Raw genomic sequence first — 26,989 nt, forward strand, 5'->3', positions numbered from 1 at the left:
CGACCGGCGCAGCGGGATGGCCACGTACCTCCAGATCGTGCAGCAGGTCAAGCAGGCTCTGCGACTGGGCGTCCTGGTGGAGGGTGACCGCCTCCCCACCGCCGCCCAGGTCGCCGCGACCACCCGGGTCAATCCCAACACCACGCTCAAGGCGTACCGGGAACTGGAACGCGAGGGCCTGGTGGAGCCCCGCCCGGGCGTCGGCACCTTCGTCAGCCAGTCCCTCGCCCGCCCGCCCTCCAAGGACAGCGAGCGACTGACCGCCGAACTGATCACCTGGATGGACAGCGCCCGCGCGACGGGAATGGAACGGGAGGACGTGCGGGCGCTGCTGAACGCAACACTGGACGAACAGTTCCCGGCCCCGGAGGGGCGCGGGTAGCGGGAAGTGCCCATACGGGGCGGGTGCGGCCGGGGGGCCGCACCCGCCCCGTAGGCGTCACTTGTGTCTATGCGTTCACAGCTCGCTGGTGCGGGCGAGAGCGATGAGCCCTGACCATGCGGAGGTGCTGACCAGGAGGGTCGGGCCGGTCGGGTTCTTGCTGTCACGGACAGGGACGACACTGTTGGCAGATGCGTAGGAGGGTGCCCACTCGACGCAGGCACCACCGTTCTCGCTGTAGGAGGACTTGGACCAACGGGGGGGTTCCGTCGTCACGGGTTGCCCTTTCGTAGCTGTTTGATCATGGCAACGGATGCCGCTTGGGACAGTGCTTCGGCCTGTAGTTGATGGTAGGCCGTCAGCAGGGGCACCACGGAGGCGCTTTCCCGCTCAAGTTGCCCCCGTTGTGCGGACTCTGCGTACGAGAGCAGGGATCGGTTCTGCATGGTCAGGATGTAGAGCGGCAAGCTGAGGGGACGACTGTCACCCATGTTGAACGGGGCGACCTGAAGCACAGTGTTCGGCAGTGCTGCGAAATCGATCAGCCGCGCCAACTGGGCTTCCATGACTGCGGGGCCGCCAACGGGTCGTCTGAGGCAGCTTTCGTCCAACACCACGAAGACCAGCGGGGGCGGTGTCCGGATGAGTGCTCCCTGCCGCTCATTTATGAGCGAGATTCGTTCGTCACCCTGCTCGGAAGTGATAGCTCCGCGCTCCACGGTGCGTGTGGTGAGCGCGGAAGCGTACTCGGCTGTCTGGAGGATTCCCGGCACAACACCGACCTCGTAGAGCCTGATTTCCACCGCTCGCAGCTCGTGCGTGACGTACTCCGGGAACCCTTCCAGTACTGCGGTGAGCCGTACGGCTCGGCTCTGGCGTTCGAGTCTGTCTCCGGTTCCGAGGACTCTGTCCGCGTTCGCCGCGAACTTGGGAGTTGGAGATCGGCGACCAGTTTCCACCGCAGAAATGTGGGTCCCGGAGCATCCGATCCGCTCCGCCAACTCGTCCTGGGTCCAGCCGCGCTCATCCCGCAAAGTGCGTAAACGCTGCCCGAACGCGGCACGCGGCGACTTCTCGGGGTCAAGTTCTTTCCGATTCAACGGCCCCCACCTAACTATCCGCACAAATAGCGCAAGTTGAAGACGATTCGACTCTAGACCACGCTGACTTCACTTGGTAGTGGAATGACTACGGAGAGGTGTGGTCGATGTGTGCACCCACCCGCCCGGATCGTGAGGGCGGCATGTGTCAGGAGTTCGCGGTCGGGGCCGTGGTTTGGGATGCCGAGGCGAAGAGGGTGGGGGTGGTCATGGACTTCTCCCTGGGGAGCTACTTCCTTCGTCCCCTCGGGGGAGGGCGCGAGTGGAGTGTGAGCGGCGAGAACCTGAGTGTCTGGAGTCGTGGTGATCGGCCGGGTGCGGCAGAGGTCGTCGTCAGTGGCAACGGCGTTCAGGAGGCGTCGACATGGGGCTGACCCGTCGCTTTAGGGAACTCATCTGGACGCTCAAACTCCATGAAGCCAGCGGAATTTCCGTGCACGTTGCGTGTGCCTCGGGGGAGTCCGGGTGCAGGGCACTGCCGGGAGGTGCCGAGGACCTTTGCGTAGACGATGCCGAAGCGTGGACGGAAGCCCACTTCAGACGCACCGGACACCGTCGCTACTTGTTCTTCGAGTGCTACACCAAGCAGTGGGACCCGCCCAGTGACGTCGACCCCCGGACCATTGAGGGGGTGACCACATGAGACCCGAGGGTCTTTTCCCCGCACTTCCGCCCGATCCATCCGCCTTCTGTTGTCACTGCGGTTGGCTCACCGGGGCGCCGATCATCGTTCGGTGGGTCGGGAGTGCCAGTGGGCCCGAGCCCATGACGTTGTACGCGTGCCCCGACTGCTTCCCCAAGCTGGATGCGGGGCCGACTCCCGGCGAGATGATCCGTACGGGGTAGGGGTCCACCTGGCCGAGGGATCGCCCGTTGATGGAGCGTCACCCGCCCGGCCCCCGAGCACGCGACGGCCGCGCCTCGCCGTGGTCCGCTGGACGTGTGCAGCTCCCAGAGCGGTCGAGACTCCTGCCCGAGCCCGTGCGCCGGCTTGCCGCCTGGTGTGTCGTGTTTCTGCTGGTCGCCGGGGTGGCGGCCGTGGCGATCTGGCTGATCGGGTATCTGCGGACCGCCGTCACCCCCGTACTGCTCGCGCTGCTGGGCACCGCGCTGCTCGGGCCCCTGTACCGGTGGCTCGTACGGATGGGCATGCACCGCTCGCTGGCAGCCGGGCTCACCTGTGCGGCGGTCGTCGCGGTGGTCGGTGGGGCCACCTACATCGTCGTCAGCGCGCTCATCGACAGCGGCGACCAGATCGTCTCCTCGCTGCGGGAGGCCGCGAAGGGCCTCGCCGAGCACTTCGGGGCCGCGGGCACCTCCCTCGACGACCTTGCGACCAATGCGAAGGACCTGCTCACCAAGTTCGGTGGGACCGCCGCCTCCGGTGTGATCAGCGGGCTGAGCGTGGTGGGCGAGACGATCGCCATCGCCGTGCTGGCCCTGCTGTTGATCTTCTTCTTCCTCCGGGACTCCGACAAGGCGGAGGGTCTGGCGCGGGTCATCGCACCCGGGCCGAACGGGGAAGTCGTCGAGGCGATGGGACGGCGGGCCTTCGAAGCCGTCGAGGGCTTTATGCGGGGAACCACCTTCATCGCCCTGATCGACGCCTTCTGCATCACCATCGGACTGTTGATCCTGCGGGTTCCCGGTGCGCTCGGGCTCGGGGCGCTCGTCTTCGTCGGCGCGTACATCCCCTATCTCGGGGCGTTCCTCTCCGGCGCGGTCGCGGTCCTGGTGGCGCTCGCCGACCGGGGATGGGTGATCGCGCTCTGGGCGCTGGGTGTCGTCCTCGCCGTGCAGGTGCTGGAAGGGCATGTGCTCCAGCCGATGATCCAGAGCCGTACCGTCCAGATGCACCCGGCCGTCGTGATGCTGGCGATCACCGCGGGGGCCGGGGTGGCGGGAATCCTGGGGATGCTGCTCGCCGTACCCGTGACCGCGGCGGCCTTCGGCGTCATCGGTGAACTGCGGAAGGTCTACGGCAGCGGCACGAGCGAAAGGGCGGCAGGGGCCGGGACGGAATCGGCCGGCTGATCGCCGCCGCCTACTCCTTCGTCTTCGACTCGTGGAGTTCGAACCAGATCGACTTGCCCTCGCCCCGCGGGTCCACTCCCCACGCGTCCGCCAGCATCTCCATCAGCACCAGGCCACGGCCGGACGACGCCATCTCGCCGGGGCGCCGCTTGTGCGGCAGTTCATCGCTGGCATCGGTGACCTCGACCCGCAGTCGCCGGCCATCCCCGTTGCCGTGGGCGACCTCCGCCGAGAGCAGGGCATTGCCGTCGGTGTGCACCAAGACGTTGGTCAGCATCTCGGAGACCATCAGAACCGCAGAGTCGAGCTGGTCCGGGTCGGCCCAGTCGTGCAGTAGTTCCTTGACCTGGTGGCGGGCGACGGCGATGCGTTCCGGTTGGGCCTGGGCCACCGTCATCACCATCCGCCGCGGGGCCTCCGTCACCGGCTGCCCCTCGCGGGACAGCAGTACCAGTGCCACATCGTCCTCGCGCCGGTCGGCTAGCGGGCCGGTCGTGTAGTGGGAGACGGGTCCGTGGACCGCCTGCACCAGTGCGTCCGCCAACTCCTCCAGCGATTCGCCCGGGTCGCTCTCCAGCACCGTCCGCAGTCGGGCCCAGCCGGTGTCCAGGTCATGGCCGCCGGTCTCCAGCAGACCGTCCGTGCACATCATCAGCGTTTCGCCGGGCTCCAGGGTCAGCCGCGTCGTCGGATAGTCCGTATCCCGGTCGATGCCCAGGGGCAGTCCGCCCTCGGTTGGCCTGAGAAGAACCGTTCCGTCAGTCATGCGGACCGCTGGCTCGGGATGGCCCGCACGAGCCATCTCGATGCGCCCGTTCGCCGGGTCGACCTCCAGATAGAGGCAGGTGGCGAACCGTGGACCGGAGTAGTCGCCCTGCCCGTAGGAGTCGGTGATGCCGTGCAGGAAGCGCGACGCCCGGGAGAGCACCGCGTCCGGACGGTGCCCCTCGGACGCGTACGCACGCAGGGCGATCCGCAACTGGCCCATCAGTCCCGCGGCCCGTACGTCATGGCCCTGTACGTCCCCGATCACCAGGGCGATGCGTCCGGAGGGCAGCGGGATCATGTCGTACCAGTCGCCGCCGACCTGGAGGCCCCCACCCGTCGGCACATAGCGCGCGGCCACCGACATGCCCGGGATGGCCGGTCCCAGCACCGGCATCATCGACCGCTGGAGACCCAGGGACAGTTCGCGCTCGGTCTCCGCGACCCCGGCCCTGGCCAGTGCCTGCGCCAGCATCCGGGCGACCGTCGTCAGTACGGAGCGCTCGTCGGGGGTGAAGGTCACCGGGTGCCGGAACGCCGCCATCCAGGCGCCCATGGTGCGGCCCGCGACGATCAGCGGCAGATAGGCCCACGACTGCCGCCCCAGCCGCTGCGCCAGCGGCCAACTGGTCGGATAGCGGTGGTCGTACTCGTCGGGGCTCGGCAGGTACACGGCCCGTCCGGTGCGGATGACCTCGGCCGCAGGATGGTCGGTGTCCATCCGCATATGGCTGAAGGGGTCGTCCTCGGCCCCCTGGTGGCCGTGCTGTCCGATGATGGTGATCCGGTCGCCCGCGGCGCCGAAGACCGCCAGCCCGTCCGGGGAGAATCCCGGCATCGACAGGGATGCGGCCACCCGCAGTACCTCGGCGGTCGACCGCGCCTCGGCCAGTGCGCGCCCCGCGTCCAGCAGGAACGCCTCCCGGGAGCGCCGCCAGTCACCGGTGATCGGGGTCTGGGCTGCCGTGCCCTCGGTCGGCTCGGCGACCTCCTGGAGCGTTCCGTACAGGACGTGGGAGGCGCCCACCCGGAACGGCTTGGAGCGGAAGCGGACGGTACGCAGGACGCGTCCGCCCTCGTCGACGATCCGCAGCCGCCCCTCGGCGAGGGTGTCCTCGGCGATGGCGAGGCCGACGACTCCGTTGATCTCGTTCCAGTCGATGGGGTGGAATCGGGCCCTCACGACGGACTCGGGGTGGGGGCCGGCTTCTGGGGGCAGCTCGATCAGCCGGGCGGCCTCCGCGTCGAGGGTGACCGTCCCGGATGCCTTGTCCCACCGCCATAGGCCGGTGGCGATGGCTGCCAGGACGTCCTCGGTGCGCATTGCCTCACTTTATTCCGATCTGCTGATGCCTGACCTGCCGGGGGCCACCCGCGGGTGAACGGGCCGTGCACGGACGGCAGAAGGGAGCGCGGGAGCAGGCGCAGGCCGCACCGGCACGGATGGGCGCGGAAGCCGCGCTGGTACGACTGTTCACCGGGTGAGCTGAGGACCTCGCGCACCCCCGGCCTGCCTCTGGCGTGTATATGCCAATGAGGGGGGAGTGGGGTGGGCGGTAACCTTGACAGGCCCACCCCACCCCACTCCGCTAAGACTGGATGAACGACGATGCATCGGTACAGGTCCCACACCTGCGGCGAGCTCCGCGCCTCTGACGTCTCCACCGACGTCCGGCTGAGCGGCTGGCTGCACAATCGTCGAGACCTGGGCGGCATCCTCTTCATCGATCTGCGCGACCACTACGGCATCACCCAGCTCGTCGCCCGCCCGGGCACCGCGGCCAACGAGGCGCTGAGCCACCTCACCAAGGAGACCGTCGTCCGCATCGACGGCAAGGTCGTCAGCCGGGGCGCCGACAACGTCAACCCCGAGCTGCCCACCGGTGAGGTCGAGATCGAGGTGGCCGAGGTGGAGGTGCTGGGCGCGGCCCAGCAGATCCCCTTCACGATCAACACCGACGACGGCGTCAACGAGGAGCGTCGTCTTGAGTACCGCTTCCTCGACCTGCGCCGTGAGCGCATGCACCGCAACATCATGCTGCGCACCGCGGTGATCAGCGCCATCCGGCACAAGATGACCGCGCTCGGCTTCAACGAGATGGCCACCCCGATCCTCACCGCCACCTCCCCCGAGGGCGCGCGTGACTTCGTGGTGCCCTCCCGGCTGAACCCCGGCAAGTTCTACGCCCTGCCGCAGGCCCCGCAGCAGTTCAAGCAGCTCCTGATGATCTCGGGCTTCGACCGGTACTTCCAGATCGCGCCCTGCTTCCGGGACGAGGACGCCCGCGCCGACCGCTCGCCGGGCGAGTTCTACCAGCTCGACGTCGAGATGAGCTTCGTCGAGCAGGAGGACGTCTTCCAGCCCGTCGAGAAGCTGATGACCGAGCTGTTCGAGGAGTTCGGCGACGGCAAGCACGTCACCTCGCCCTTCCCGCGCATCCCGTTCCGCGAGTCGATGCTGAAGTACGGCAACGACAAGCCGGACCTGCGTGCCCGGCTCGAACTCGTCGACATCACCGATGTCTTCGACGGCTCCGAGTTCAAGGCGTTCGCCGGCAAGCACGTGCGCGCCCTGGCCGTGCCGGACGTCTCCGCGCAGCCCCGGAAGTTCTTCGACCAGCTCGGTGAGTACGCGATCGAGCAGGGCGCCAAGGGGCTGGCCTGGGTGCGCGTCGCCGAGGACGGTTCGCTCTCCGGTCCCATCGCCAAGTTCCTCACCGAGGAGAACGTCAAGGTCCTCACCGAGCGCCTCGGCCTCGCCGCCGGGCACGCCGTCTTCTTCGGCGCGGGCGACTTCGACGAGGTCTCCAAGATCATGGGCGCGGTCCGCGTCGAGGCCGCCAAGCGCGCGGGCCACTTCGACGAGGGCGTCTTCCGGTTCTGTTGGATCGTCGACTTCCCGATGTACGAGAAGGACGAGGAGACCGGGAAGATCGACTTCTCCCACAACCCGTTCTCGATGCCGCAGGGCGGTATGAAGGACCTGGAGGAGAAGGACCCGCTCGACATCCTCGCCTGGCAGTACGACATCGTCTGCAACGGCATCGAGCTGTCCTCCGGCGCGATCCGCAACCACGAGCCCGAGGTCATGCTGAAGGCGTTCGAGATCGCCGGCTACGACCGCGAGACCGTGGAGCACGAGTTCGCGGGCATGCTGCGGGCCTTCCGTCTCGGCGCCCCGCCGCACGGTGGCATCGCCCCCGGCATCGACCGGATCGTGATGCTGCTCGCCGACGAGCCGAACATCCGCGAGACCATCGCCTTCCCGCTCAACGGCAACGCCCAGGACCTGATGATGGGTGCGCCGACCGAGCTGGACGAGTCCCGACTGCGGGAGCTGAACATCCAGCTCCGCAAGCCGGTGGCGAAGCCCGCCGAGTAACGTCTGCCGGCCGGCTGACGGCACACCGGTCGAGTACGCGAAGCAATACGCAAGAGGCCCCGGAACCCAAGAAGAGGCGGTCCGGGGCCTCTTCGTGTTCAACCCGTCCGTTGGCGCTCTCGGTGCTCTCGGTGCTCTGCGTGCTCAGGGCGCGGATGCATCCCGTTGGGCGGAGGCGTTTGTTCCCGCGAATGCGGGCAACCCGAACCATTCCTCACCGCGTTCCTTCTACGTGGACGACGGAACACGAGAGCGGGGACGGGACCATGGGCTCCGAGTACGGGGACGGCGACTTCGAGGCGTTCGTCGCCGCCCGCGGCCCCCGGTTGCTGCGCATGGCCTGGCTGCTGACCGGCGACGCCCACCTCGCCGAGGACCTGCTCCAAACAGTGCTGGCGAAGGTCTGGCCGAACTGGTCGAAGATCTCGCGGGAGCACCCGGAGGCGTACATCCGCAAGGCGCTGGTGCACACCCATGCCTCCTGGTGGCGGCGACGCTGGCGCGGGGAGGTGCCGCACGGCGACCTACCGGACTCCGTGACCGCGATCGACGCGTACGCCAATGTCGATCTGGAACAGTCGCTCGCGATGGCCATCCGCAGCCTTCCGGTTCGGCAGCGGGCGATCGTCGTCCTGCGCTACTTCGAGGACATGAGCGTCGAGGACACCGCGGCCACCCTCGGCTGTGCCACGGGCACGGTCAAGAGCCAGTCGTCGAAGGCGTTGCGCACCCTGCGGGCACTGCTGCCCGCCACCATGGCGAAGGCAGGTGATCGCCGTGCTGCATGAACGCCAAAACGGACCGACCTCGGGCGGACCGACCTCGCACGGGCCGACCTCGGGCGGATCGATTCCGGGCGGGCCGACCTCGGGCGGATCGGCCCTGGACGAGCCGCTGGAGCACGAACTGCGCGTCCTGCTCGAACGCGGCACGCCCCGGCTCGCCACATCCGATGGCCTGCTGCGCCAGGTCCGGGAGCGGGTCGTACGCCGTCGACGGATCAGGATGGCCCTGGTGACGGGGGGAGCCGCGGCGGTGGCTCTGGCCACGGCCGGAGCGCTGCTGCTGCCCACCACGGCGGACTCCCGGCGTCCGGCGTTGAGCGCACGAACCCCCGCCGCCGTCGCCCCGACCGAGGACACGGTGACGTTCACGGAGTTGGACGGGCTGACGGTCCGACTGCCGAGGGCGTGGCACACCCTGACGATGCCTGCGGACCGCCGCAACCTCGTCGAGCCCCAGGGGTTCATCGCCACCCAACCGGTAGCCCCGTTCACCCGCCCCTGCCGGATGAAGTACGCGGACGGTTGTCTGCCGCTGGACCGTCTCGGCCGTGGGGACATCCTCATCACCGTGACCGCGGGCGGGCCGCCCAGGGGCAAGATCGACGGTCGGGCCTCCCGCAAGCTCCGGGCCATGGGCGTGGATGACAACTGCGCGGCCATCGGCGGCGCGGTCACCCACGCGGCGAGTCTGGTGACCGACTCCAAGCCCTATCCCGCGGTCCTGTCCGCGTTCCGGGTCTGCGCCGCCGCCGGCACCACCGCCGAGACCTGGGCCGATGTCCAGAAGATGATCGACAGCGCCCAGCTCGATGACGCGGACACATCCGATACCACCACCCCGACAGGACGGTAGATCCCATGCACGCTCGTACGGGCGCGATATCGGCGGCGGCGCTCGCACTCGTCCTAGTGCTGAGCGGCTGCCAGACACAGTCCGGCAAGGCCGAAGGCCCGGGCCCCGCCCATGAGAACGACACTGCCGAGCGTGCTCCCGGGGCGAACCCGGCACACGGCGCCGAGCCCTCGCCGCTCGCGGCGAAAACCACGGAGATACCGGGCCTCGGCCCCAAGACGCGTCAGCGCATGGGCCTCAAGACCAGGCAAGCACTGGTGGTCCGCGCCGAGGGAGCCGACGCCAACCAGGGGACCGCAGTTCTGTACGAACGCGATTCCGCGGGCGCCTGGCGGCCCGCATCGGACATCTGGCCCACCCGCAACGGCGTCCGCGGCTGGACCGAGCACCACCGCCAGGGCGATCTGCGCACCCCGATCGGGGTGTACGGGCTGACCGACGCGGGCGGACTGCTGAAGGACCCCGGCACGAAACTCCCGTACGACCAGGGGCCCGGCTTCACCCCTCCGAACCGCACCAATGTCGAGGGTGAGCCGCTGACCGGCGCCTTCGACTACGTGGTCGCCGTCAACTACAACCGGGTGGCCGGGCACACCCCGCTGAGCTGGACCCGGCCGCTGGGAGACGCCAGGGGCGGCGGCATCTGGCTCCACGTCGAGCACGGCGCCGGTACGCAAGGCTGTGTGGGGTTGCCCCGGGAGCGCATGAAGGAGTTGCTGCGGCGCCTGGATCCGGCGGCCGAGCCGGTGGTGGTGATGGGGCCGGTGGCGGCGCTGGCAGCCTGAACCCGCCCGGTGCACCAGCGCGCACCCGACGCCCTACGACCCGGCACCCGACGCCGTACGACCCCGCACGCCGTATGCCCCCGCTCCCGACGCCGTACGACACGACCCCCGGCCCGAGCTGATGCCCGGGGACCGGGGGTCGCCTGCATTCGAGTGTTCCGGTTTCCGGTTTCCGGTGTTCCGGTACTCCACAGTTCCGCGCGGATGCGCCACGCGCCGCTGCTGGGTGCTACTGGTTCTTCGGCTCCTCCAGCCGCGGGAACAACACCGCGCCCTTGGTGACCGTCGAGCCCACCGGCAGCAGGCCCCAGGCACCCGCGTCCTGCACCCTCTGGTCGGGCAGGGCGCCCAGGGACGCCTCAGCGCCCAGGGACTCCCACAGTGCCTGCGAGGTGCGCGGCATCACCGAGTTCAGCAGGACCGCCACGCCGCGCAGCGCATCGGCCGCCGTGTACAGGATGGTCGCCAGCCGCGCCTGACCCTCGGGAGAGGTGTCCTTCGCGACCTTCCACGGCTCCTGCTCGGTGAGGTAGCCGTTGACCTGCTTCACGAAGTCGAACACCGCGAGGATGCCGCCCTGGAAGTCGAGCTCCTCGCCGATCAGCCGGTCCGCCGTCGTGACCGCCGTGGCCAGACCGTCCTGGACCGCCTTCTCCGCGGAACCGGAAGCGGTGGCCTCCGGCAGCTGCCCGTCGAAGTACTTGCCGACCATCGCCGCCACCCGCGATGCCAGGTTGCCGTAGTCGTTCGCCAGCTCGCTCGTGTAGCGGGCGGTGAAGTCCTCCCAGGAGAACGAACCGTCCTGGCCGAACGCGATGGCCCGCAGGAAGTACCAGCGGTAGGCGTCCACGCCGAAGTGCGAGGTCAGGTCCTGCGGCTTGATGCCGGTCAGATTGGACTTCGACATCTTCTCGCCGCCGACCATCAGCCAGCCGTTCGCGGCCACCCGGCCCGGCACCGGCAGATCGTTCGCCAGCAGCATCGCCGGCCAGATGATGGCGTGGAAGCGCAGGATGTCCTTGCCGACCAGATGGACGTTGGCCGGGAAGGTGTCCGCGAACTTCGCCGGGTTCTCGTTGTAGCCGACCGCCGTCGCGTAGTTCAGCAGCGCGTCGATCCACACGTAGATGACGTGCTTCTCGTCCCACGGCACCTTCACGCCCCAGTCGAACGTCGACCGGGAGATGGACAGGTCCTGGAGGCCCTGGCGGACGAAGTTCACGACCTCGTTGCGGGCGGACTCGGGCTGGATGAAGCCCGGATTGGCCTCGTAGAACTCCAGCAGCTTGGGGCCGTACTCGCTCAGCTTGAAGAAGTAGTTCTCCTCTTTGAGGAGCTCCACCGGCTTCTTGTGGATCGGGCAGAGCTTCTGGCCCTCGTAGGGGCCCTCGCCGTCGATCAGGTCCGCCGGGAGCTTGTACTCCTCGCAGCCCACGCAGTACGGGCCCTCGTAGCCGCCCTTGTAGATCTCGCCCTTGTCGTACAGGTCCTGGACGAACTCCTGCACCCGGTCCGTGTGCCGCTTCTCGGTGGTCCGGATGAAGTCGTCGTTCGCGATCCCCAGATGCTCCCAGAGGGGCTTCCACGCCTCTTCCACGAGCTTGTCGCACCACTCCTGGGGCGTGACGCCGTTCGCCTCAGCAGTGCGCATGATCTTCTGACCGTGCTCGTCCGTGCCGGTGAGGTACCACACCTTCTCGCCGCGCTGACGGTGCCAGCGGGTGAGCACGTCGCCTGCGACGGTCGTGTAGGCGTGGCCCAGGTGAGGAGCGTCGTTGACGTAGTAGATGGGGGTCGTCACGTAGTACGCCTGCACGTCTGCGCTCGATCCCTGCTTCTCGGTTCCAGTGGCCGCCATGGGCGAAATCCTAGTCGCCCCCGGATGCTCCCCTCACCCGCATAAAGCCCACCGGGAGCGGGCCCGCGCTGAGTGGCGCGGTGGTGGAGACATCCGCGAAACATCCCGCGGGATAGGAACGGGATGGAAAGACGCATCCTGGATGGACAACGCGTCCTTCGCCGGCGGGACGGGCAGTGGGCCCGGGAGCCCTGCGGCGCGGCGGTCATGGCAGGGGAGAAGGCGGAATGCGGGTACTGGTGGCCGAGGACGAGGAAATCCTGGCCGAGCTGGTCGCCACCGGGCTGCGCCGCGCCGGTTTCGCGGTCGACACCGTGTACAGCGGAGACGCGGCCCTGGCCTATCTGGGACTCCACGACTACGACGTCGTCGTCCTCGACCGCGATCTACCACGCGTCCACGGCGACCAGGTCGCCCGGGAACTCGTCGCCTCCGCGTCCCGCACCCGCATCCTGATGCTCACCGCCTCCGCATCCATGGAGGACCGGGTGGAAGGGCTCGACCTGGGCGCGGACGACTATCTGGGCAAGCCCTTCGAGTTCCCCGAGCTGGTCTCCCGGGTGCGTGCGCTGCGCCGCCGCAGCGCACGGGCCGTACCGCCCCTGCTGGAGCGCCACGGGGTCGTGCTCGACACCGTGCGCAGGACCGCCGTCCGCGAGGGGCGACTCCTTGATCTGTCCCCGAAGGAGTTCTCCGTGCTCCAGATCCTGTTGGAGGCGGACGGCGCGACCGTGTCGGCCGAGGAACTCCTCGAACGGGCCTGGGACGCGCACACCGACCCCTTCACCGGAGCCGTCCGGGTCTGCATGAGCAAGCTGCGGGCGAAGCTGGGCGAGCCCGCCCTGATCCGCACGGTCCAGGGAGTGGGGTACGCACTGTGACCCGGAGCCCCGGCGCCGGGCGGACGCCCGGGATCGCCGGTGTGCGGATCACGGCCGCCCGAATGCGCCGCACCCGGCTCGGTCCCGTCGTGCGCGAAGGGCGAACCGGCCAGCGCGTCGACAACGACCCGGGAGCCGCCCGCACCCGCCCCCGCACCCGCACCCGCCACGCCGGGGCCGGACGGCTGGGTCCCGGCTCCACGATCCGCACCAGGATCGCCCTCGTCTACGGGGCCGTCTTCCTGGTCCTCGGCGGGGTCCTGCTCGCCGTCGTCAATCTGCTCTCCCGCGCGGGCACGGAGGACCAGGCGGACTCCATCGCCCGGCGGGCCGTCCTCAAGCCGCACCCGTCGTCGCCCGGCCTCTGGTCGGTGAGCCATGGCGACCTCACCACCTTCAGGGCCCAACAGCTCACCGAGAACGTGAGCGACGCGGCGTCCGAGGAGATGCTGTTCTGGTCGCTGGCCGCGCTGTTGATCACCGCGCTGTGTGCCGTCGCGGTCGGCTGGTGGACGGCGGGCCGGGTGCTGCGGCCCGTGCACGCCATGACGGCGAAGGCACGCCATCTCTCCGAACGCACTCTGCACGAGCGCATCGCGGCCAGCGGACCCGACGACGAGTTGAAGGAGTTGGGTGACACCCTGGATGCGCTCCTCGCCCGGTTGGAGAGCGCGTTCGACAGCCAACGCCGATTCATCGCCAACGCCTCCCATGAACTGCGCACGCCCCTGGCCACCCAGCGCACGGCCATCCAGGTCGGTCTGGACACCGGTGCGTCCCCCGAGGACCTGTTGGCCACCAAACGCGTGCTGCTCGACACCAACCGGCGCAGCGAGCGGTTGATCGAGGGGTTGTTGATGCTGGCCCGCAGCGAACGCGGACTGGAGGAGCGCGACGACATCGACCTCGGCGAGCTCACCCGGGAGGAATCGGTACGCCACGAGGTGCGGGCCGAGGTGGAGTACGGCGTCGTCGTGCGGGGGAACCGGCTGTTGTTGGCCCAGTTGGTGGGCAATCTGGTGTCCAATGCGGTCGCCTACAACGTTCCGGGCGGGACGGTGAGCGTGCGGGTGGCCGCCGATGCGGTCGGCGAGGGTGTGCTGGTCGTGGAGAACACCGGGCCGAAGGTCGCCGAGGAGGACATTCCCTCCCTGTTCGAGCCCTTCCGCCGTGGGGAGGGACGGGACCGGATGGGACCCGGGGCCGGCCTCGGACTGTCCATCGTCCGCTCGATCACCGATGCCCACGGGGGTCGGGTGTCGGCCGGCCCGGGCCCTGAGGGCGGGGGGCTGACCGTCACGGTGACCCTGCCCGTCGTCCACACCGTTGCGGACCGACAGCCGACGTAGACGTTTTTGTGGTGTGTTGCGTTGTGCGGTCGGTCGGTCGGCTGGCAGACGGACGGATGGGTGGGGGCGGGTGACGGGACGGTTTGGCCGGACCGCTCACAACGCATGTGCCGCCGGTACGTGAGGTACCGGCGGCACGAGGTAGGGGGTTGCGGCGGAGCTGCTACGGCTTCCACCCCTGGAGGAGGCCGTCGAACAGCTCCTCGTCGGGGAGCTCGCCGGGCTTGGGGCCCGCGTGGAAGAAGCCCGCATGGTCGACGGAGAGCTTGCGGAGGTAGTCGAACGCCTTCGCTTCGTGCTCACCGAAGGCGATGAACTGCCAGAACACCGGCTTGTCGGCCGCTGCCGCGAGTGCGGCGGTCGCGGCGGTCTTGGACTCGGGTGCGCCGTCCGTCTGGAAGAGCACCAGCGCAGGAACGGGCTTGCGGGACCGACTGCCGGTCGCCGCCCGCAGGGCCTTGCTGGCCTTGGCGTGCAGTGCCAGGACCTCCTCGACCGCCAGGTGGTAGTTGGTGCGTCCCATCCGGCCGAAGGAGTCGTGGAGTTCGTTCACCTTTCCTTCGTACGCGTCGGGGGTGAGCGTCCCGGTGCCGTCGACCTCGGTGGAGAAGAACACGACCTCGACGGCGGGTGCCGTGCCCTCGTGGAGGTGCGTGGCCAGCGCGAGGGCGCGCTCACCGAGGTGTTGTGCGCTGCCGTCCTTGTAGAAGGGGCGCATGGAGCCGGAGCGGTCCAACACCAGATAGACGAGCGCCCGGGTGTCGCTGAGTCCCGCCCGCTGGAGTGCACTGGCCGCGGCGGCACGCGTTGGGGCGAGCGCGGTGGGTGCTGTGGCTGCTGTGGTTTCGGCGGGGCTGGTGCTCTCGGGGGTGGGTTCGTTCAGGTCCGTGGCGTCCGTGGCGTCCGCGGCGTCCGCGGTGGGCTCGGTCGGTTGGTCCGCCTCGACTTCCTCGGCTGCTGCCGGCTCGGTCTCCGTGGCGACCGGCTCAGACGCAGACACAGACACGGACGCAGGCTCAGGCTCAGACACGGACTCCTGTGTCGATGTCGATGTCGGCGCCGGTGTCGGGGCAGGGGCGGCCACCGGCTGTGCCGGGGACGCGGTCGCTGATTCCGGTGCGGTGACGTCCGCCGTGTCGGCGTCGGCGTCGCCCCCGTCTGCCTCGGGTGCCACCGCAGTGGGCTCCGGCTCGGTGGACTCGGCCGAGACCGGGGCGGTCTCCTCGGCGGTGACCGCACGGTCCGCTTCGTCTGCCTCCGCCTCCGCTGCCGCTGCTTGTGCTGGCGGTGCTTCTGTTGGCGGTGCCTCCGAAGCTGGTGGCTCGGCCTCCGACAGGGGTTCGGCGGGCGCTTCCGCCACGGATGCGACTGCGTCCCCCGCCGACACGGTGACCGCGGCCTTGTCTTCGGCCTCTGCCTCGGTCCTGTCTTCGGTCTCGGTCTCGATTTCGGGTCGGTCCTCGGCCTGGGCCGATCCCGTTTCTTCGCCGCTCACGGCGAGCTCCGGACCCGAGTCCTGGCTCTCGCCGGCAGCGCTGATCGCTTCGGACCGGACGGCCTCCGCGGGCTCTTGCGGCTGCTCGACCTGCTCCTCGCCCGGCTGCTCAACCGGTTCCGTCGCACTGGCTCCGGGGGCGCTCTCCGTACGGGCCTGGGAAGGCACTGATGCGGTGCGCGGCCGGGGCTGCGGATTGTCGAACGCGGCCGACACCAGGTCGGCGGCCAGGTCGGAGGGTGTGGACGCGGCGTCCGCCGTAGCGGCCGGGGCTTCCTCCTGCGCGGGCGCGGGTGCCGGTGTCGCAGCGGCGTCGGCTGATCCGGAGGCGGCCGACGCGGAGGGAGCCGCCTTTGCGGCGGTTGCCGACGCCGGCTCGGCGGTCTCCGTGGCGGGTGCCTCGGCCGGCGAGGGAATGACGGGTGTCTCGGTGGAAACGGCCTCGGTGGTGGTGGCCGGTTCTGGACGTTCGGACTGGGTCGGGACTGAAGCTGCGACCTGCTCGGTGGGCTCCGAACGATCGCGACCGAACACCTTACGCAGCAAGCTCCGAATGCCCATGTGCGAAACCTTTCGCATGAGTTGGGTGTTTTATATCCGCATATGGACCAAGTCGTTCTGAGGGTGTCCTGGCCAGGGCGGACACGTAAGGTTAGCGGCCACTTGTAGTAAACCCCCGCAGGGGCGGATTAACGGAAACTCGTCTGTGATCGGTTCCGTACGAGACCGTTCCCGGTCGGTACAGCTCATGTCTTTCCGTGCATTCATCCCTCGTTCACCCTGTGTCCGCCGCATTGCGTGCAAATCCTCCTAACGTCACGGCTGACGACATCCCGACAGACTGTCGGCGCGGGTGCGCCGGAGGAGGACGAAGTGCGCAGATTGCTGCCACTGTTGAGCACCAAGCCCCACGCGGGTGGACGTTCCGCGCTCACCTGCCGCTACCGGTGCGGTGACGCCTGCTTCCAAGAGGTCCCCAACACCAGCGACAACGAGTACGCGGGCGACATCATCGCCCGTGCCCTGTCCCGCCGCTCGATGGTGCGGGCGGCGGCCGTCGTGACCGTGGCATCTGCTGCCGCCACCGCCCCCGTACTGGGCACCGGTACGGGGCAGGCGGTGGCCGCGCCCCTCGACCACCGTGGTCAGCGGCCCGGTGGGGTCCGTGGCGCCGACGGGGCCCGTGGTCTGCGCTTCGCGCCGGTCGCGCCCAACAAGAAGGACGCGGTCACCGTCCCCTCCGGCTACAGCCAGAACATCGTGATCCGTTGGGGCGATCCGATCCTGCGCGGTGCGCCCACGTTCCGCGCCGAGAGGCAGACGGCCAAGGCGCAGGCAGGCCAGTTCGGCTACAACAACGACTTCCTCTCCCTGCTCCCGCTCCCCGGCGAGCGCGGTCGACAGCTCATGGTCGCCAACCACGAGTACACCGACGAGGTACTGATGTTCCGGGGGTACGACCCCGAGAAGCCGACCCGTGAGCAGGTCGAGATCGCCTGGGCCGCACACGGTCTGTCCGTCGTCGCGGTCCAGGAGGAGCGCAGGACGGGCCGGATCATCGCGCTCAGCAGGCATCCCCTGAACCGTCGACTCACCGCCACCAGCGCCTTCGAGATGACCGGGCCGGCAGCCGGCAGCCCCCTGCTGCGCACCTCCGTCGACCGCTCCGGCGTCAGGGTGCGGGGCACGCTCAACAACTGCGCAGGTGGCGAGACCCCCTGGGGGACCACGCTGCACGGCGAGGAGAACTTCAACCAGTACTTCGCCCATGGCTCCAGCGCCACCGACAAGCGCTACGGCATCGGTACGGGCCCCAGCGAGCGCAAGTGGGAGCGGTTCGACAAGCGCTTCGACGTCCGACAGGAGCCGAACGAGTCGCACCGCTTCGGTTGGGTGGTCGAACTCGACCCGTACGACGCCGACTCCGTACCGCGCAAGCGCACGGCACTCGGCCGCTTCAAGCACGAGGCCGCAGCGCCACGGCTCACCGAGGACGGCCGTCCGGTCGTCTACATGGGCGACGACGAGCGGTTCGACTACTTCTACAAGTTCGTCTCGTCGAAGCGGATGAAGAAGGGCAACTCCCGGGCGGCGCGCGAACACAACCTCACCCTGCTGGACGAGGGCACGCTGTACGTGGCCAAACTGACCGGCGACAGCCCCGAGTACACCGCCGGCAGCGGTACGGGCGCGCTCCCGGCCGACGGCGAGTTCGACGGTTCCGGCGTCTGGATCCCGCTCGCCACCGGTGATGTCTCACACGTACCGGGGATGACCTCGGACGAGGTGTACGTCTTCACCCGGCTCGCCGGCGACAAGGTGGGGGCCACCAAGATGGACCGGCCCGAGGACGTCGAGCCGTCCCCGCGCACGGGCCGGGTCTATCTGGCGCTGACCAACAACACCGACCGCGGCAAGCCAGGTAAGCCGGGCGCCGACGAGGCGAACCCGCGCAACCTCAACAAGCACGGCCAGATCCTGGAACTGGCCGAGAACTGGGACGATCCGGCGAGCGACGGGTTCGCCTGGCGGCTGTTCCTGGTCGCGGGCGACCCGAAGGACCCGCAGACCTACTTCGCCGGCTTCCCCAAGGACCGGGTCAGCCCCATCTCCTGCCCGGACAACGTCGCCTTCGACCCGCACGGCAATCTCTGGATCTCCACGGACGGCAATCAACTCGGCTCGCACGACGGACTCTTCGGAGTGGCGACCCACGGAGAGCGCCGTGGTGAGCTGAAGCAGTTCCTCACGGTCCCGATCGGGGCGGAGACCTGCGGTCCTGTGATCCAGGACCGGCGGGTCCTCGTCGCCGTCCAGCACCCCGGTGAGGTGGACGGGGCCTCGGCACAGAAGCCCGCGAGCGCCTGGCCGGACGGGACGGGCCGGATGGTCCGCCCGTCCGTGGTGGCGGTGTGGCGCAAGGACGGCGCCGACATCGGCGTGTGAGCACCTTCTCGCACCGTCCGGAGTCGGGCGGCGCGAGGGTGCCCCCTCGGCAGCTCGTCCGCGGCGCGGGACGAAAACCATCCGTTGCGCGTCCTGCCCGAGCCGTAGAGTCGATGGCATGGATAGCGAAGGTGCACAGGGATCGGTGCGGGTCGACGCCTGGATCTGGTCCGTACGGCTCACCAAGACCCGCTCCCAGGCGGCTGCGGCCTGCAAGGCCGGCCACGTCCGAGTGAACGGCACCCGGGTGAAGCCCGCCCAGTCGATCCGTGTCGGCGATCAGGTGCGGATCTTCCATGAGAGCCGTGAGCGGCTGGTGGTCGTCGCACAGATCATCCGCAAGCGGGTGGGTGCGCCGGTGGCCGTGCAGGCGTACGTGGACAACAGTCCGCCGCCCCCGCCGAAGGAATTCGTCGCGCCGGTCGCGGTGCGGGACCGGGGCGCAGGTCGTCCCACCAAGCGGGACCGGCGGGAGATGGAACGCCTCCAGCCGGGCCAGCCGAAACCGGCGCGCTAACCGCCCCCGCGCCGGTCGTCACCGGGCCTGTCGTCCCCCGCGCCGGTCGCCGGTCGCCGGTTGTCACCCGTGTCGGTCGTGTCGGTCGTTTCCCGGGGTCAACGGCCGGCGTGGAGGTCCAGTCGCACCAGGAGCGAGCGGTGGTCGGTGTTGCCCAGCTCCAAGAACCGGGCCTTGCGCACCGAGAACTCCTCGCTGATCAGCACATGGTCGATCTGCGTGCCAAGGGGCCGGCCGACCATCGTGGGCCAGGACGGGGTGCGGGAGGCTCCGCCGAGGGCCGAGCTGTTGCGCAGGTCGCCGTCATCGAGGATGTTCCGGAAGGCGGCGTGGTCCTGGGAGGCGTTGAAGTCCCCCGCGAAGAGCGTGGGTTCCCCCTTCGCCCCTCGGGCGTACTTCCGCATCAGGTCCAGTTCGGCGCGCCACTCGTCCACCCCGTCAGGAATCGGAGGCAGCGGGTGGGCCAACTGCACATTGACCTTCTGACCTGCGATGACCGCCACCGAACCGGGCATCGCATGAAGGCTCGCGATCCCCGCGGCCTTCTGCAACGGGTACTTGCTGAGGATGGCCGAACCGGACGCCGCGGCCCCCTCGATCACATTGCGGTACGGATACTCGGCCTGCGATATCTCCGCGGCCAGGGCGTTGGAGCAGACGGCCGCGCACTCCTGGACGAAGACGAGGTCGGGCTGCTCCCGCTGGATCGTGGCGAGCAGCCCCGGTGTGGCATTGCCGAACTCGACGTTCGAGGTGAGGACGTCGAGCTGGGCTATGACCTGCCCCTTCGGCTCATCGGCGAGCCCCGAGTCGTACGGTCTGACGAACCAGCCGATCAGTGCGAGGACCACGGTGGCCCAGGCCATGCCGCCGCGCCAGCGGGCCAGCAGCGCGAACAGCAGGGCCAGCGCCGAGGGCGCCAGCAGCCAGGGCAGGAAGGCGAGGAGTTGGGGCACGGGGGTGACCCCGTCCATGTCCATGATCCGGTGGACCACCACCACGGTGGGCACGATCAGCAGGAGGACGGCGAACCACCCGGCAGCTCGACGGCGGCCCGGAGGCCGCAGCGGGGCGTCCGGTACTGCGGCGGGTGCCGCGGTCGAGGTGGCGCTGTCCAAAACCGGCCTCCGAAGGTGTTTCACGCGTGCAGGCGTTCCGGGGTCGCGTTCCCGTGACCTCTGACGACGGAACGTCCCACTGTCATGACGCCAGTTTCGCCGACTCTGTTGCGCCTCTCGCCCGCTTGGGGATAACTCGTTGCAATCAGTCCGGGACCTTCCGGATCGGGTGCGGATCGGGTCCGGGTCGGGTCCGGATCGGTTAAGGGCCTTCCGGGTCCGCCGGGCCCGTTCCGGGGTGGTCGTCCGCCCTGCCCGCCCGGTCGTGCGCCTGGTTGTGCGCCTGGTCCTGGGCAGTCTGCCGGCGGCGGCCGAGCCACCAGATACCGATCGCCACGACCAGACCCACACCCATCAGCCACCACGATGTCGTCCGCAGGGACGCGGTCAGGGCATCGAGCACGGCGCCCGCCGCCGGGCGGTCCAGGTCCGAGGGGAGGTCGTTCAGGGTCACGGCCCGCCCCACCCGGACGATGAGCAGCAGAAGTGCGCCGCCCACCGCGAGTGCGCACCCGAGCAGGGCCAGCGCCCGCCGACGGTGGCGAGCGCACAGGACGGCGGCCACGGCGAGCAGGGCCGTGGTCACGGGCAGCCATACGCCGGCGATCTGGAGGGCGTCGAACACCTCACGCGCCACACCGAGGCGTTGTGACTCCACGATCGTGATCGTGATGTCGCCGATCGGGATCTGGTCCGCAAAGGGCACCCCCTCGGCGGACAGCTGCCGTTTGACCTGTTCGATCACCGGACCCAGGTCGATGCTTGCGGTGTCGCCGTCATCGCTGGTCAGCGCCTGTTCGACGGCGGTGTGCGCGGCTCGGTTGACCGTGTTCCACGCGGTCTTGTACGCATCGGTCGCGGCGAAGCTGAGCACCGCGTCGTGGATGAGTTCGCGTACGGCAGGGGTGAAGGGTCCGGCATCGACCTTCGTCAGCACCTCGTCGGTGATGCGGTCGGCCACGGCGTTCTGCACCGAGGGGTCGGAGGCGAGCGGGGCCATCGCGGAGACATAGCCGTCCGGGTCGCCGATCTCTCGTTCCGCCCAGACGGCCAGTGCGCTGAGCGGCGTCAGGACGGCGACGAGCACGAGCAGCACCGTCGACACCGCTGAGAGAAGACTCCGCACCCTTCCAGGGAACGCGGCCCGCGTCCTGGGCGCGACCGCTGGTCCGCCGACCGGGCGCGTGACCGGCTGCCCCGGGAGTCAAAGCCCTGCAAAAGCCTCGCCTGGCTTCGGCTCGCCTGGGCTTGCCTGGCTTCGGTTCGGCTCGGGTCGGCTCGGCTGGGCTGGCTTTGGCGCGGCTGGGCTCGGCTTGCGCCGTGCGGCGTCGCGTGGTGAGCGGGTGCGGTGGTTCGAGCGAGATGGGCCCTGACTTGCCGGGTGCCGCGTGTGGGTGTGCCCTGAGAGGGAGTGATGAGCAGGACCGTGAGGGAAGGGGCCCGGCCATGGCCACACATGCAACGCCGTCCGCGCGGCACCACATTTCTCTCAGCTGGGGGGTGCCGCTGGCTCTCGGAGCGGTCTTCGGCTTCTACGCGGGGTTCCTGCGTCGGACCGGGGTCGCCGTCAGCTGGTGGGACGTCCTCTTCGGCGTGGTCGCCGGGCTGGTCTTCGTCGGGGTGGCGTACGGCCTCGGTCGGATCCAGCGGGCCCTGCCGCGCGAGCTGCGTGCCGCGGCCTACGCGGGGCTGTGCGGAATGTCGATCGGCTTCCTCCACAGCCTGACCGGGTGCAGCATCCTCCAGGCGGTGGGCATGGGGCTGTTCTTCGCCGCTGCCATGTTGGTGGCGTCGTACTACGTCTTCTACATGCGGGAGAAGTGAGCACCCCTTCCCGGTGTCGGCGGCCGGCCGTGAGAAGGTCGGGCGCGTGGACGAGAGCTGGGTGTTCGCCGACGACGAGGAGCCCTCGTCGGCCGATGCGGTGCGGGCGGGGCTGCTGACGAGGATCGACCAGGGGCGGCTTGAGACCTGGCTGCGCAGCTCGGCCGGGCGTTCGCTGGCCTTCGTGACCAATACCGAGCGCGCGATGGTGATGCTGCTGGCCGGAGCCGGCGATCCCGGCGAGCACGCGGTGGACCCGGGTGCCGACGGCTGGAGCGACGGCTTCCTCCTGGCCAACGGGCAGGACGACGAGTATCCCGATGAGGACACGGTGCCCCTGGCGGCGGCGTTCCGGATCGTCGCGCACATCCTCGCCGAGGGCTCACCGCCCCCGGACGCGCCTTGGTCGATCGACCGCTGACCTGCGCGGGCTCGGTCGCTGACCTCCTTCGTACGCCATGCGCGGCCCCTGGCCTTCGTACGCCGTTTCCTGACCCCTTCCGGGCCGCACGGTCCGATCTAGCGGGTCATCGCCTGCCCACCCGGTCCGCCAGTTCCTGTCGCCAGATGAGATCTGGCGATCGCGCGTCGTGATCTCGCGCCTGAGGGGTGAGGGCTGATTTCGACGGGAGGAGGGTCCGGCTGATGCGGGAGTGCGGCGAGCGGTCACCGGATCCCTTGCGGGTCGCCGTGATCATCGGCAGTACGCGGGAGGGACGGGTGGGCGACGGCGTCGGCCGGTGGTTCACCGAGCGTGCCCGTGAGCGTACGGAGTTGGAGTTGGCCGTCGTCGATCTGATCGACTTCGACTTCCCGACCCGCTATCCCGCACGGACGACCGGAGCGGTCGGCGAGTTCGCTGCTCAGGTGGATCTTGCGGATGCGTTCGTCGTCGTGACGCCTGAGTACAATCGGTCGTTTCCCGCCTCCCTCAAGCAGGCCATCGACTTCGCCTACGACGAGTGGCAGGCCAAACCGGTCGGCTTCGTGAGCTACGGCCATGGCTCACAAGGGCTGTACGCGGTGGAACAGCTGCGTTCGGTCTTCACCGAGCTGCACACCGTGACACTGCGCAATGGCGTGGCGATCAACCTCCTCGACGAGCGCTGGGAGGAGCAGGACCGCGCGGCCCAGGTGATGCTCGACCAGCTCGGCTGGTGGGGCTTGGCACTCAGGGAGGCCCGTGCCCTGCGGCCGTACTGCTCCTGAGCACCACCAGCCTCACCAGTCCGATGAGCCCGTTGAGTGTGGAAAAACTTCAGATGAGATGTGCTGACATTTCGCATGATGGATGCGAGGTGTGGCCGGATTCCTACGGTCCGACCGATGACTTCCGTCGATCGTGGCGGTCGAATTCCTAGAACCAACCGAAGGCCACAGAACCAACCGAAGACCCATGGTCCGCCGCTGACCGGGGAGGCCCTCACGACGCCTCGCCGTGCCAGTGGCCCGCACCCGAGCCTCACCGTGAAACCAAAGGAAAAGGCGTGATGAGTACAGAACTGGCAATCGAGAGCAAGGGCCTGGTGAAGGTCTTCGGTGAACATCGGGCGGTCGACGGCATCGATCTCAACGTGCCCGCCGGCACCGTCTATGGAGTCCTCGGCCCCAACGGCGCCGGCAAGACCACCACGGTCAAGATGCTGGCGACCCTGCTCCGACCCGACGGCGGCGAAGCCCGCGTCTTCGGCAAGGACGTGCGGAAGGACGCCGACGCCGTCCGCGCCAGGGTCAGCCTGACCGGCCAGTACGCCTCCGTGGACGAGGACCTCACCGGCATGGAGAACCTGATCCTGCTCGGCCGGCTCCTCGGTCACTCCAAGCAGGCGGCCAAGGCCCGGGGTGAACAGCTGCTGGAGGCGTTCGGGCTGATAGCTGCCGCGGAGCGGCAGGTCAAGAACTACTCGGGTGGCATGCGCAGGCGCATCGACATCGCCGCGTCCATCTTGAACACTCCCGATCTGCTCTTCCTCGACGAGCCGACCACGGGGCTCGACCCCCGCAGCCGCAACCAGGTGTGGGACATCGTGCGCGCGGTCGTCGCACAGGGCACGACGGTCCTGCTGACCACGCAGTATCTGGACGAGGCGGACCAGCTCGCCTCCCGCATCGCGGTCATCGACCACGGCAAGGTGATAGCGGAGGGCACCAAGGGCGAGCTCAAGGCGTCCGTCGGTTCCGGTGCGGTCCATCTGCGGCTGCGTGATGCCCACCAGCGCCCCGAGGCCGAGCGGGTGCTTGCGGCGGTTCTCGGTGTGGAGGTGCTGCTCGACTCCGATCCGCTCGCACTGACCGCGCGGATCAATGGGCACGCCAGTGAGTTCGGCGCCGCAGAACAGGCCGCCAAGGCACTGGCCGAGCTCGCGCACAACGGAATCACCGTGGACAACTTCGCGCTGGGCCAGCCCAGCCTGGACGAGGTCTTCCTCGCCCTGACCGACAAGAAGGGGGCGGCATGAGCACCGCGACCACCACCAAGTCCAGTGACAAGGCCGACCTCGAATTCGAGGCCCCCAGGGCGGAGGATCTCGCAGCGCTCCTGGTGAACAAGGAGCGACCACCGCGGCCCAGTGCGCTGTCGGCGTCGATGACCTTCGGCTGGCGGGCGATGCTCAAGATCAAGCACGTGCCCGATCAGCTGTTCGATGTGACTGCTTTCCCGATCATGATGGTGTTGATGTACACCTACCTCTTCGGAGGTGCGCTGGCCGGGTCCACCGAGGAGTACATCCAGTTCCTGCTGCCCGGCATCCTCACCATGAGCGTCATCATGATCACGTTCTATACGGGTGTCGCGGTCAACACCGACATCACCAAGGGCGTCTTCGACCGCTTCCGTACGCTCCCGATCTGGCGGCCAGCCCCGATGGTGGGCTATCTCCTCGGTGACATCGTCCGCTATCTGATGGCCTCCGTGGTGATGCTGACCGTCGGCATGATCATCGGCTATCGTCCGGACGGTGGGATCGTCGGTATCGCGCTCGGCGTCCTGGTCCTGATGGTCTTCTCCTTCTCCTTCTCCTGGGTCTGGACGATGTTCGGGCTGCTGCTGCGGAGCGAGAAGTCGGTGATGGGCGTCAGCATGATGGTGATCTTCCCGCTGACCTTCCTGAGCAATGTCTTCGTCGACCCGAAGACCATGCCGGGATGGCTCCAGGCATTCGTCAACAACAGCCCGGTCACCCATGTGTCCACGGCCGTGCGTGAGTTGATGGCGGGCGAGTGGCCGGCCGCGGACATCGCCTGGTCCCTGGGGTGGTCCGTGTTCTTCGTGGTGGTGTTCGGCACCTGGACCATGCGGCTCTACAACCGCAAGTGAGGTTCCAGCGCTGAGCCGTTCTGAGCTGAGGGGCGGGCGGCGGATGTTTCCGGGGGAACATCCGCCGCCCGTTCCTCGACGCGTGATGACGGGAGCCAGCCCGTCGTGTGACGGTTGCCGTGGGTCGTTCCGCTGTCGATCGACTGCCGTGGGCCGTTCCGCTGCGGGGCGGTCGCCGTCGGCGGTTGACCTTCCTCCCGGGGGAAGCCACAGCATCGGGGCATCGGGTGGACCACCACCCGGTGCGAGGAAGGAACCGCATGGTCCGGCTGACGATCGGGGCGTTCGCCCGTGCCTCTCGGCTCTCCGCCAAGGCGCTGCGCCGCTACGACGAACTGGGACTGCTGCCACCGGCGAGCGTCGATGCGTACTCGGGATACCGGTACTACGACGAGAGCCAGTTGGAGCGCGCCCGGCTGGTGGCCTGGCTGCGCCGGATCGGAATGCCACTGGCGGACGTCCACACCGTCTGTGACCTCAGTGAGTCCGATCCGGGCGCCGCGGCCCAGGCCGTACGGGCGTACTGGGCACGGGTGGAGGCCGACACCGCCACCCGTCGTGACCTGGCCTTCTTCCTCGCCGATCAGCTGACCCAGCTCTCTCGGGAGGAACCCGCCATGACGCAACTCGCCATTCGCTACGCCGCCAAGACCGACCGCGGTCTGGTGCGCGAGACCAACCAGGACGCCGCGTACGCCACCTCGCGGCTGTTCGCCGTCGCCGACGGCTACGGTGGCCAGGGCGCCGCCGCCAGCCTGATCGCCATCGACGCGCTGAGGGAGTGGGAAGCCACCACACCGGCTGAGCAGCCCTCCACCCGGGCAGGTGATCTCCTCAACGCCCTGGAGGACGCCGTCCTTCGCGCCAACACCGCGCTCGACGAGTCCGCGGACTCCGGTACCACCCTCACCGCGATGGTGTGGACCGGCTCCCGACTCGCGCTCGTCCACATCGGCGACACCCGTGCCCTGTTGCTGCGCGGTGGCGAGGTCTTCCACATCACCCACGACCACACCCTCGTCCAACGCATGGTGGACGAGGGCACGCTCACCCGGGAGGAAGCCGACTCGCACCCCCAGCGCGCTCTGTTGCTGCGGGCCCTGGACGGCCGTGAGACATCGGCCCGCGCCGATCTGCGGCTGCACGAAGCACAGGCAGGAGACCGTTATCTGCTCTGCTCCGACGGTCTGTTCTCGGTGGTGTCCGACGGTGCTGTCCAACGGGTGCTGGCCTCCGTCGAGGACCCGGAGGCCGCGGTGGCGGAACTGATCGCTCTGGCCCACCGGGCGGGCGGCCCCGACAACATCGCCTGCGTGGTGGCGGACGTGGTGTCCGTCTGAGGCCCGGGGCCTGGCCGGGACATGCCGTGCCCGTCCGGCGCCGCCTGGCGTGCCGCACGACGAGCACGGGTCCCGGTCACAGCACTAGAGCCTCCACCACCAGGATTCGAGTTCGTGGTGCTCGGCGAACTCCACGGGAACCGCATGGGGCGAGCGTCGGGCGATGGGTAGGGCGTCGGTGCGGCGGACCACGGCCCGCAGTTCCTGCACGGCAGTCAGTCGGTTGTCCGTGCGCAGGGCAGCCGGTGTGCCCACC

25 protein-coding genes are annotated in these 26,989 nt (G+C 69.0%); 17 read left to right on the plus strand and 8 right to left on the minus strand.

The features are described 5' to 3' along the window. Nucleotides 1-16: 16 nt before the first annotated feature. Nucleotides 17-382, plus strand: a complete 366-nt coding sequence (locus ACFXJL_RS06335; RefSeq protein WP_329027647.1) for a GntR family transcriptional regulator — start codon at nt 17-19, stop codon at nt 380-382. A 75-nt stretch (nt 383-457) separates the two neighbouring features. Here the strand turns inward: ACFXJL_RS06335 and ACFXJL_RS06340 are convergent, their stop codons facing one another. Both ACFXJL_RS06340 and ACFXJL_RS06345 read right to left on the minus strand, forming a co-directional pair. Beyond that, complete coding sequence (locus ACFXJL_RS06340) at nt 458-658, minus strand: DUF397 domain-containing protein (protein ID WP_384689663.1); 201 nt, start codon at nt 656-658, stop codon at nt 458-460. Then, nucleotides 655-1,482, minus strand: a complete 828-nt coding sequence (locus ACFXJL_RS06345) for a helix-turn-helix domain-containing protein (protein ID WP_384689666.1) — start codon at nt 1,480-1,482, stop codon at nt 655-657. Before ACFXJL_RS06345 ends, ACFXJL_RS06340 begins: the two co-directional genes overlap by 4 nt. Before the next feature lie 107 nt (nt 1,483-1,589). On the opposite strand from ACFXJL_RS06345, the gene ACFXJL_RS06350 reads away from it, so the two are divergent. After that, nucleotides 1,590-1,856, plus strand: coding sequence for a hypothetical protein (locus tag ACFXJL_RS06350; protein ID WP_384689669.1), 267 nt, complete (start codon nt 1,590-1,592; stop codon nt 1,854-1,856). A 568-nt stretch (nt 1,857-2,424) separates the two neighbouring features. Further along, complete coding sequence (locus ACFXJL_RS06355; protein WP_384689672.1) at nt 2,425-3,516, plus strand: AI-2E family transporter; 1,092 nt, start codon at nt 2,425-2,427, stop codon at nt 3,514-3,516. Nucleotides 3,517-3,526: 10 nt separating this feature from the next. On the opposite strand, the gene ACFXJL_RS06360 is transcribed toward ACFXJL_RS06355, so the two are convergent. After that, the gene (locus ACFXJL_RS06360; protein ID WP_358876914.1) at nt 3,527-5,605 is read right to left on the minus strand and encodes a SpoIIE family protein phosphatase; all 2,079 of its coding nucleotides are present in this window, start codon (nt 5,603-5,605) and stop codon (nt 3,527-3,529) included. 285 nt (nt 5,606-5,890) lie between these two features. On the opposite strand from ACFXJL_RS06360, the gene aspS reads away from it, so the two are divergent. From aspS to ACFXJL_RS06380, 4 genes are all read left to right on the plus strand, one after another. Continuing rightward, nucleotides 5,891-7,663, plus strand: coding sequence for an aspartate--tRNA ligase (gene aspS, locus ACFXJL_RS06365; RefSeq protein ID WP_358876913.1), 1,773 nt, complete (start codon nt 5,891-5,893; stop codon nt 7,661-7,663). A gap of 266 nt (nt 7,664-7,929) precedes the next feature. Further along, the gene (locus ACFXJL_RS06370) at nt 7,930-8,451 is read left to right on the plus strand and encodes a SigE family RNA polymerase sigma factor (protein WP_358876912.1); all 522 of its coding nucleotides are present in this window, start codon (nt 7,930-7,932) and stop codon (nt 8,449-8,451) included. Then, nucleotides 8,441-9,301, plus strand: a complete 861-nt coding sequence (locus tag ACFXJL_RS06375) for a hypothetical protein (RefSeq protein WP_384689677.1) — start codon at nt 8,441-8,443, stop codon at nt 9,299-9,301. The genes ACFXJL_RS06370 and ACFXJL_RS06375 overlap by 11 nt, the downstream gene beginning before the upstream one ends. 5 nt (nt 9,302-9,306) lie before the next feature. Continuing rightward, complete coding sequence (locus ACFXJL_RS06380; RefSeq protein WP_384689680.1) at nt 9,307-10,086, plus strand: L,D-transpeptidase family protein; 780 nt, start codon at nt 9,307-9,309, stop codon at nt 10,084-10,086. A gap of 229 nt (nt 10,087-10,315) precedes the next feature. On the opposite strand, the gene metG is transcribed toward ACFXJL_RS06380, so the two are convergent. Beyond that, on the minus strand, nt 10,316-11,944 hold the full coding sequence (metG, locus tag ACFXJL_RS06385; RefSeq protein ID WP_384689683.1) for a methionine--tRNA ligase: 1,629 nt from the start codon (nt 11,942-11,944) through the stop codon (nt 10,316-10,318). Nucleotides 11,945-12,171: 227 nt separating this feature from the next. Here metG and ACFXJL_RS06390 point away from each other — a divergent pair, with 227 nt between their 5' ends. Beyond that, nucleotides 12,172-12,825: a response regulator transcription factor gene (locus ACFXJL_RS06390; RefSeq protein ID WP_358876908.1), complete on the plus strand. Its 654-nt coding sequence runs from the start codon at nt 12,172-12,174 to the stop codon at nt 12,823-12,825. After that, a complete protein-coding gene (locus ACFXJL_RS06395) occupies nt 12,822-14,174 on the plus strand; it encodes a sensor histidine kinase (RefSeq protein WP_384689687.1) in 1,353 nt (450 codons plus the stop codon). The genes ACFXJL_RS06390 and ACFXJL_RS06395 overlap by 4 nt, the downstream gene beginning before the upstream one ends. 163 nt (nt 14,175-14,337) lie before the next feature. On the opposite strand, the gene ACFXJL_RS06400 is transcribed toward ACFXJL_RS06395, so the two are convergent. After that, nucleotides 14,338-16,230 (minus strand): VWA domain-containing protein, encoded by a 1,893-nt coding sequence (locus tag ACFXJL_RS06400; protein ID WP_384689690.1) that lies wholly within the window; start codon nt 16,228-16,230, stop codon nt 14,338-14,340. A gap of 312 nt (nt 16,231-16,542) precedes the next feature. On the opposite strand from ACFXJL_RS06400, the gene ACFXJL_RS06405 reads away from it, so the two are divergent. Then, nucleotides 16,543-18,615, plus strand: a complete 2,073-nt coding sequence (locus ACFXJL_RS06405; protein ID WP_384689692.1) for a PhoX family protein — start codon at nt 16,543-16,545, stop codon at nt 18,613-18,615. A 118-nt stretch (nt 18,616-18,733) separates the two neighbouring features. Further along, nucleotides 18,734-19,132, plus strand: coding sequence for an RNA-binding S4 domain-containing protein (locus ACFXJL_RS06410; RefSeq protein WP_329021361.1), 399 nt, complete (start codon nt 18,734-18,736; stop codon nt 19,130-19,132). Between the two features lie 98 nt (nt 19,133-19,230). Here ACFXJL_RS06410 and ACFXJL_RS06415 read toward each other — a convergent pair whose 3' ends face one another. Beyond that, the gene (locus ACFXJL_RS06415; RefSeq protein ID WP_358876904.1) at nt 19,231-20,250 is read right to left on the minus strand and encodes an endonuclease/exonuclease/phosphatase family protein; all 1,020 of its coding nucleotides are present in this window, start codon (nt 20,248-20,250) and stop codon (nt 19,231-19,233) included. Nucleotides 20,251-20,452: 202 nt separating this feature from the next. Further along, entirely contained in the window at nt 20,453-21,376 is a 924-nt protein-coding gene (locus ACFXJL_RS06420) for a hypothetical protein (protein ID WP_384689697.1), read from the minus strand. A gap of 320 nt (nt 21,377-21,696) precedes the next feature. On the opposite strand from ACFXJL_RS06420, the gene ACFXJL_RS06425 reads away from it, so the two are divergent. The 6 genes from ACFXJL_RS06425 (at nt 21,697) to ACFXJL_RS06450 (ending at nt 26,733) form a co-directional block, all read left to right on the plus strand. Next, nucleotides 21,697-22,074 carry a hypothetical protein gene (locus ACFXJL_RS06425; protein ID WP_358876902.1) on the plus strand — a complete coding sequence of 126 codons (378 nt, stop codon included), beginning with the start codon at nt 21,697-21,699 and terminating at the stop codon, nt 22,072-22,074. A gap of 46 nt (nt 22,075-22,120) precedes the next feature. Further along, nucleotides 22,121-22,495 (plus strand): hypothetical protein, encoded by a 375-nt coding sequence (locus tag ACFXJL_RS06430; protein WP_384689700.1) that lies wholly within the window; start codon nt 22,121-22,123, stop codon nt 22,493-22,495. A gap of 224 nt (nt 22,496-22,719) precedes the next feature. After that, a complete protein-coding gene (locus ACFXJL_RS06435) occupies nt 22,720-23,283 on the plus strand; it encodes an NAD(P)H-dependent oxidoreductase (RefSeq protein ID WP_358876900.1) in 564 nt (187 codons plus the stop codon). A 281-nt stretch (nt 23,284-23,564) separates the two neighbouring features. Then, nucleotides 23,565-24,533: an ATP-binding cassette domain-containing protein gene (locus tag ACFXJL_RS06440; RefSeq protein ID WP_358876899.1), complete on the plus strand. Its 969-nt coding sequence runs from the start codon at nt 23,565-23,567 to the stop codon at nt 24,531-24,533. After that, nucleotides 24,530-25,393, plus strand: a complete 864-nt coding sequence (locus ACFXJL_RS06445; RefSeq protein ID WP_358876898.1) for an ABC transporter permease — start codon at nt 24,530-24,532, stop codon at nt 25,391-25,393. The genes ACFXJL_RS06440 and ACFXJL_RS06445 overlap by 4 nt, the downstream gene beginning before the upstream one ends. 260 nt (nt 25,394-25,653) lie before the next feature. Further along, entirely contained in the window at nt 25,654-26,733 is a 1,080-nt protein-coding gene (locus tag ACFXJL_RS06450; protein WP_384689704.1) for a MerR family transcriptional regulator, read from the plus strand. Between the two features lie 84 nt (nt 26,734-26,817). Here ACFXJL_RS06450 and ACFXJL_RS06455 read toward each other — a convergent pair whose 3' ends face one another. Beyond that, nucleotides 26,818-26,988 (minus strand): hypothetical protein, encoded by a 171-nt coding sequence (locus tag ACFXJL_RS06455; protein ID WP_384689707.1) that lies wholly within the window; start codon nt 26,986-26,988, stop codon nt 26,818-26,820. Between the last annotated feature and the right edge of the window lies 1 nt (nt 26,989).

It is taken from the genome of Streptomyces sp. NPDC059256, assembly GCF_042753785.1.
Taxonomy (GTDB): Bacteria; Actinomycetota; Actinomycetes; order Streptomycetales; family Streptomycetaceae; genus Streptomyces.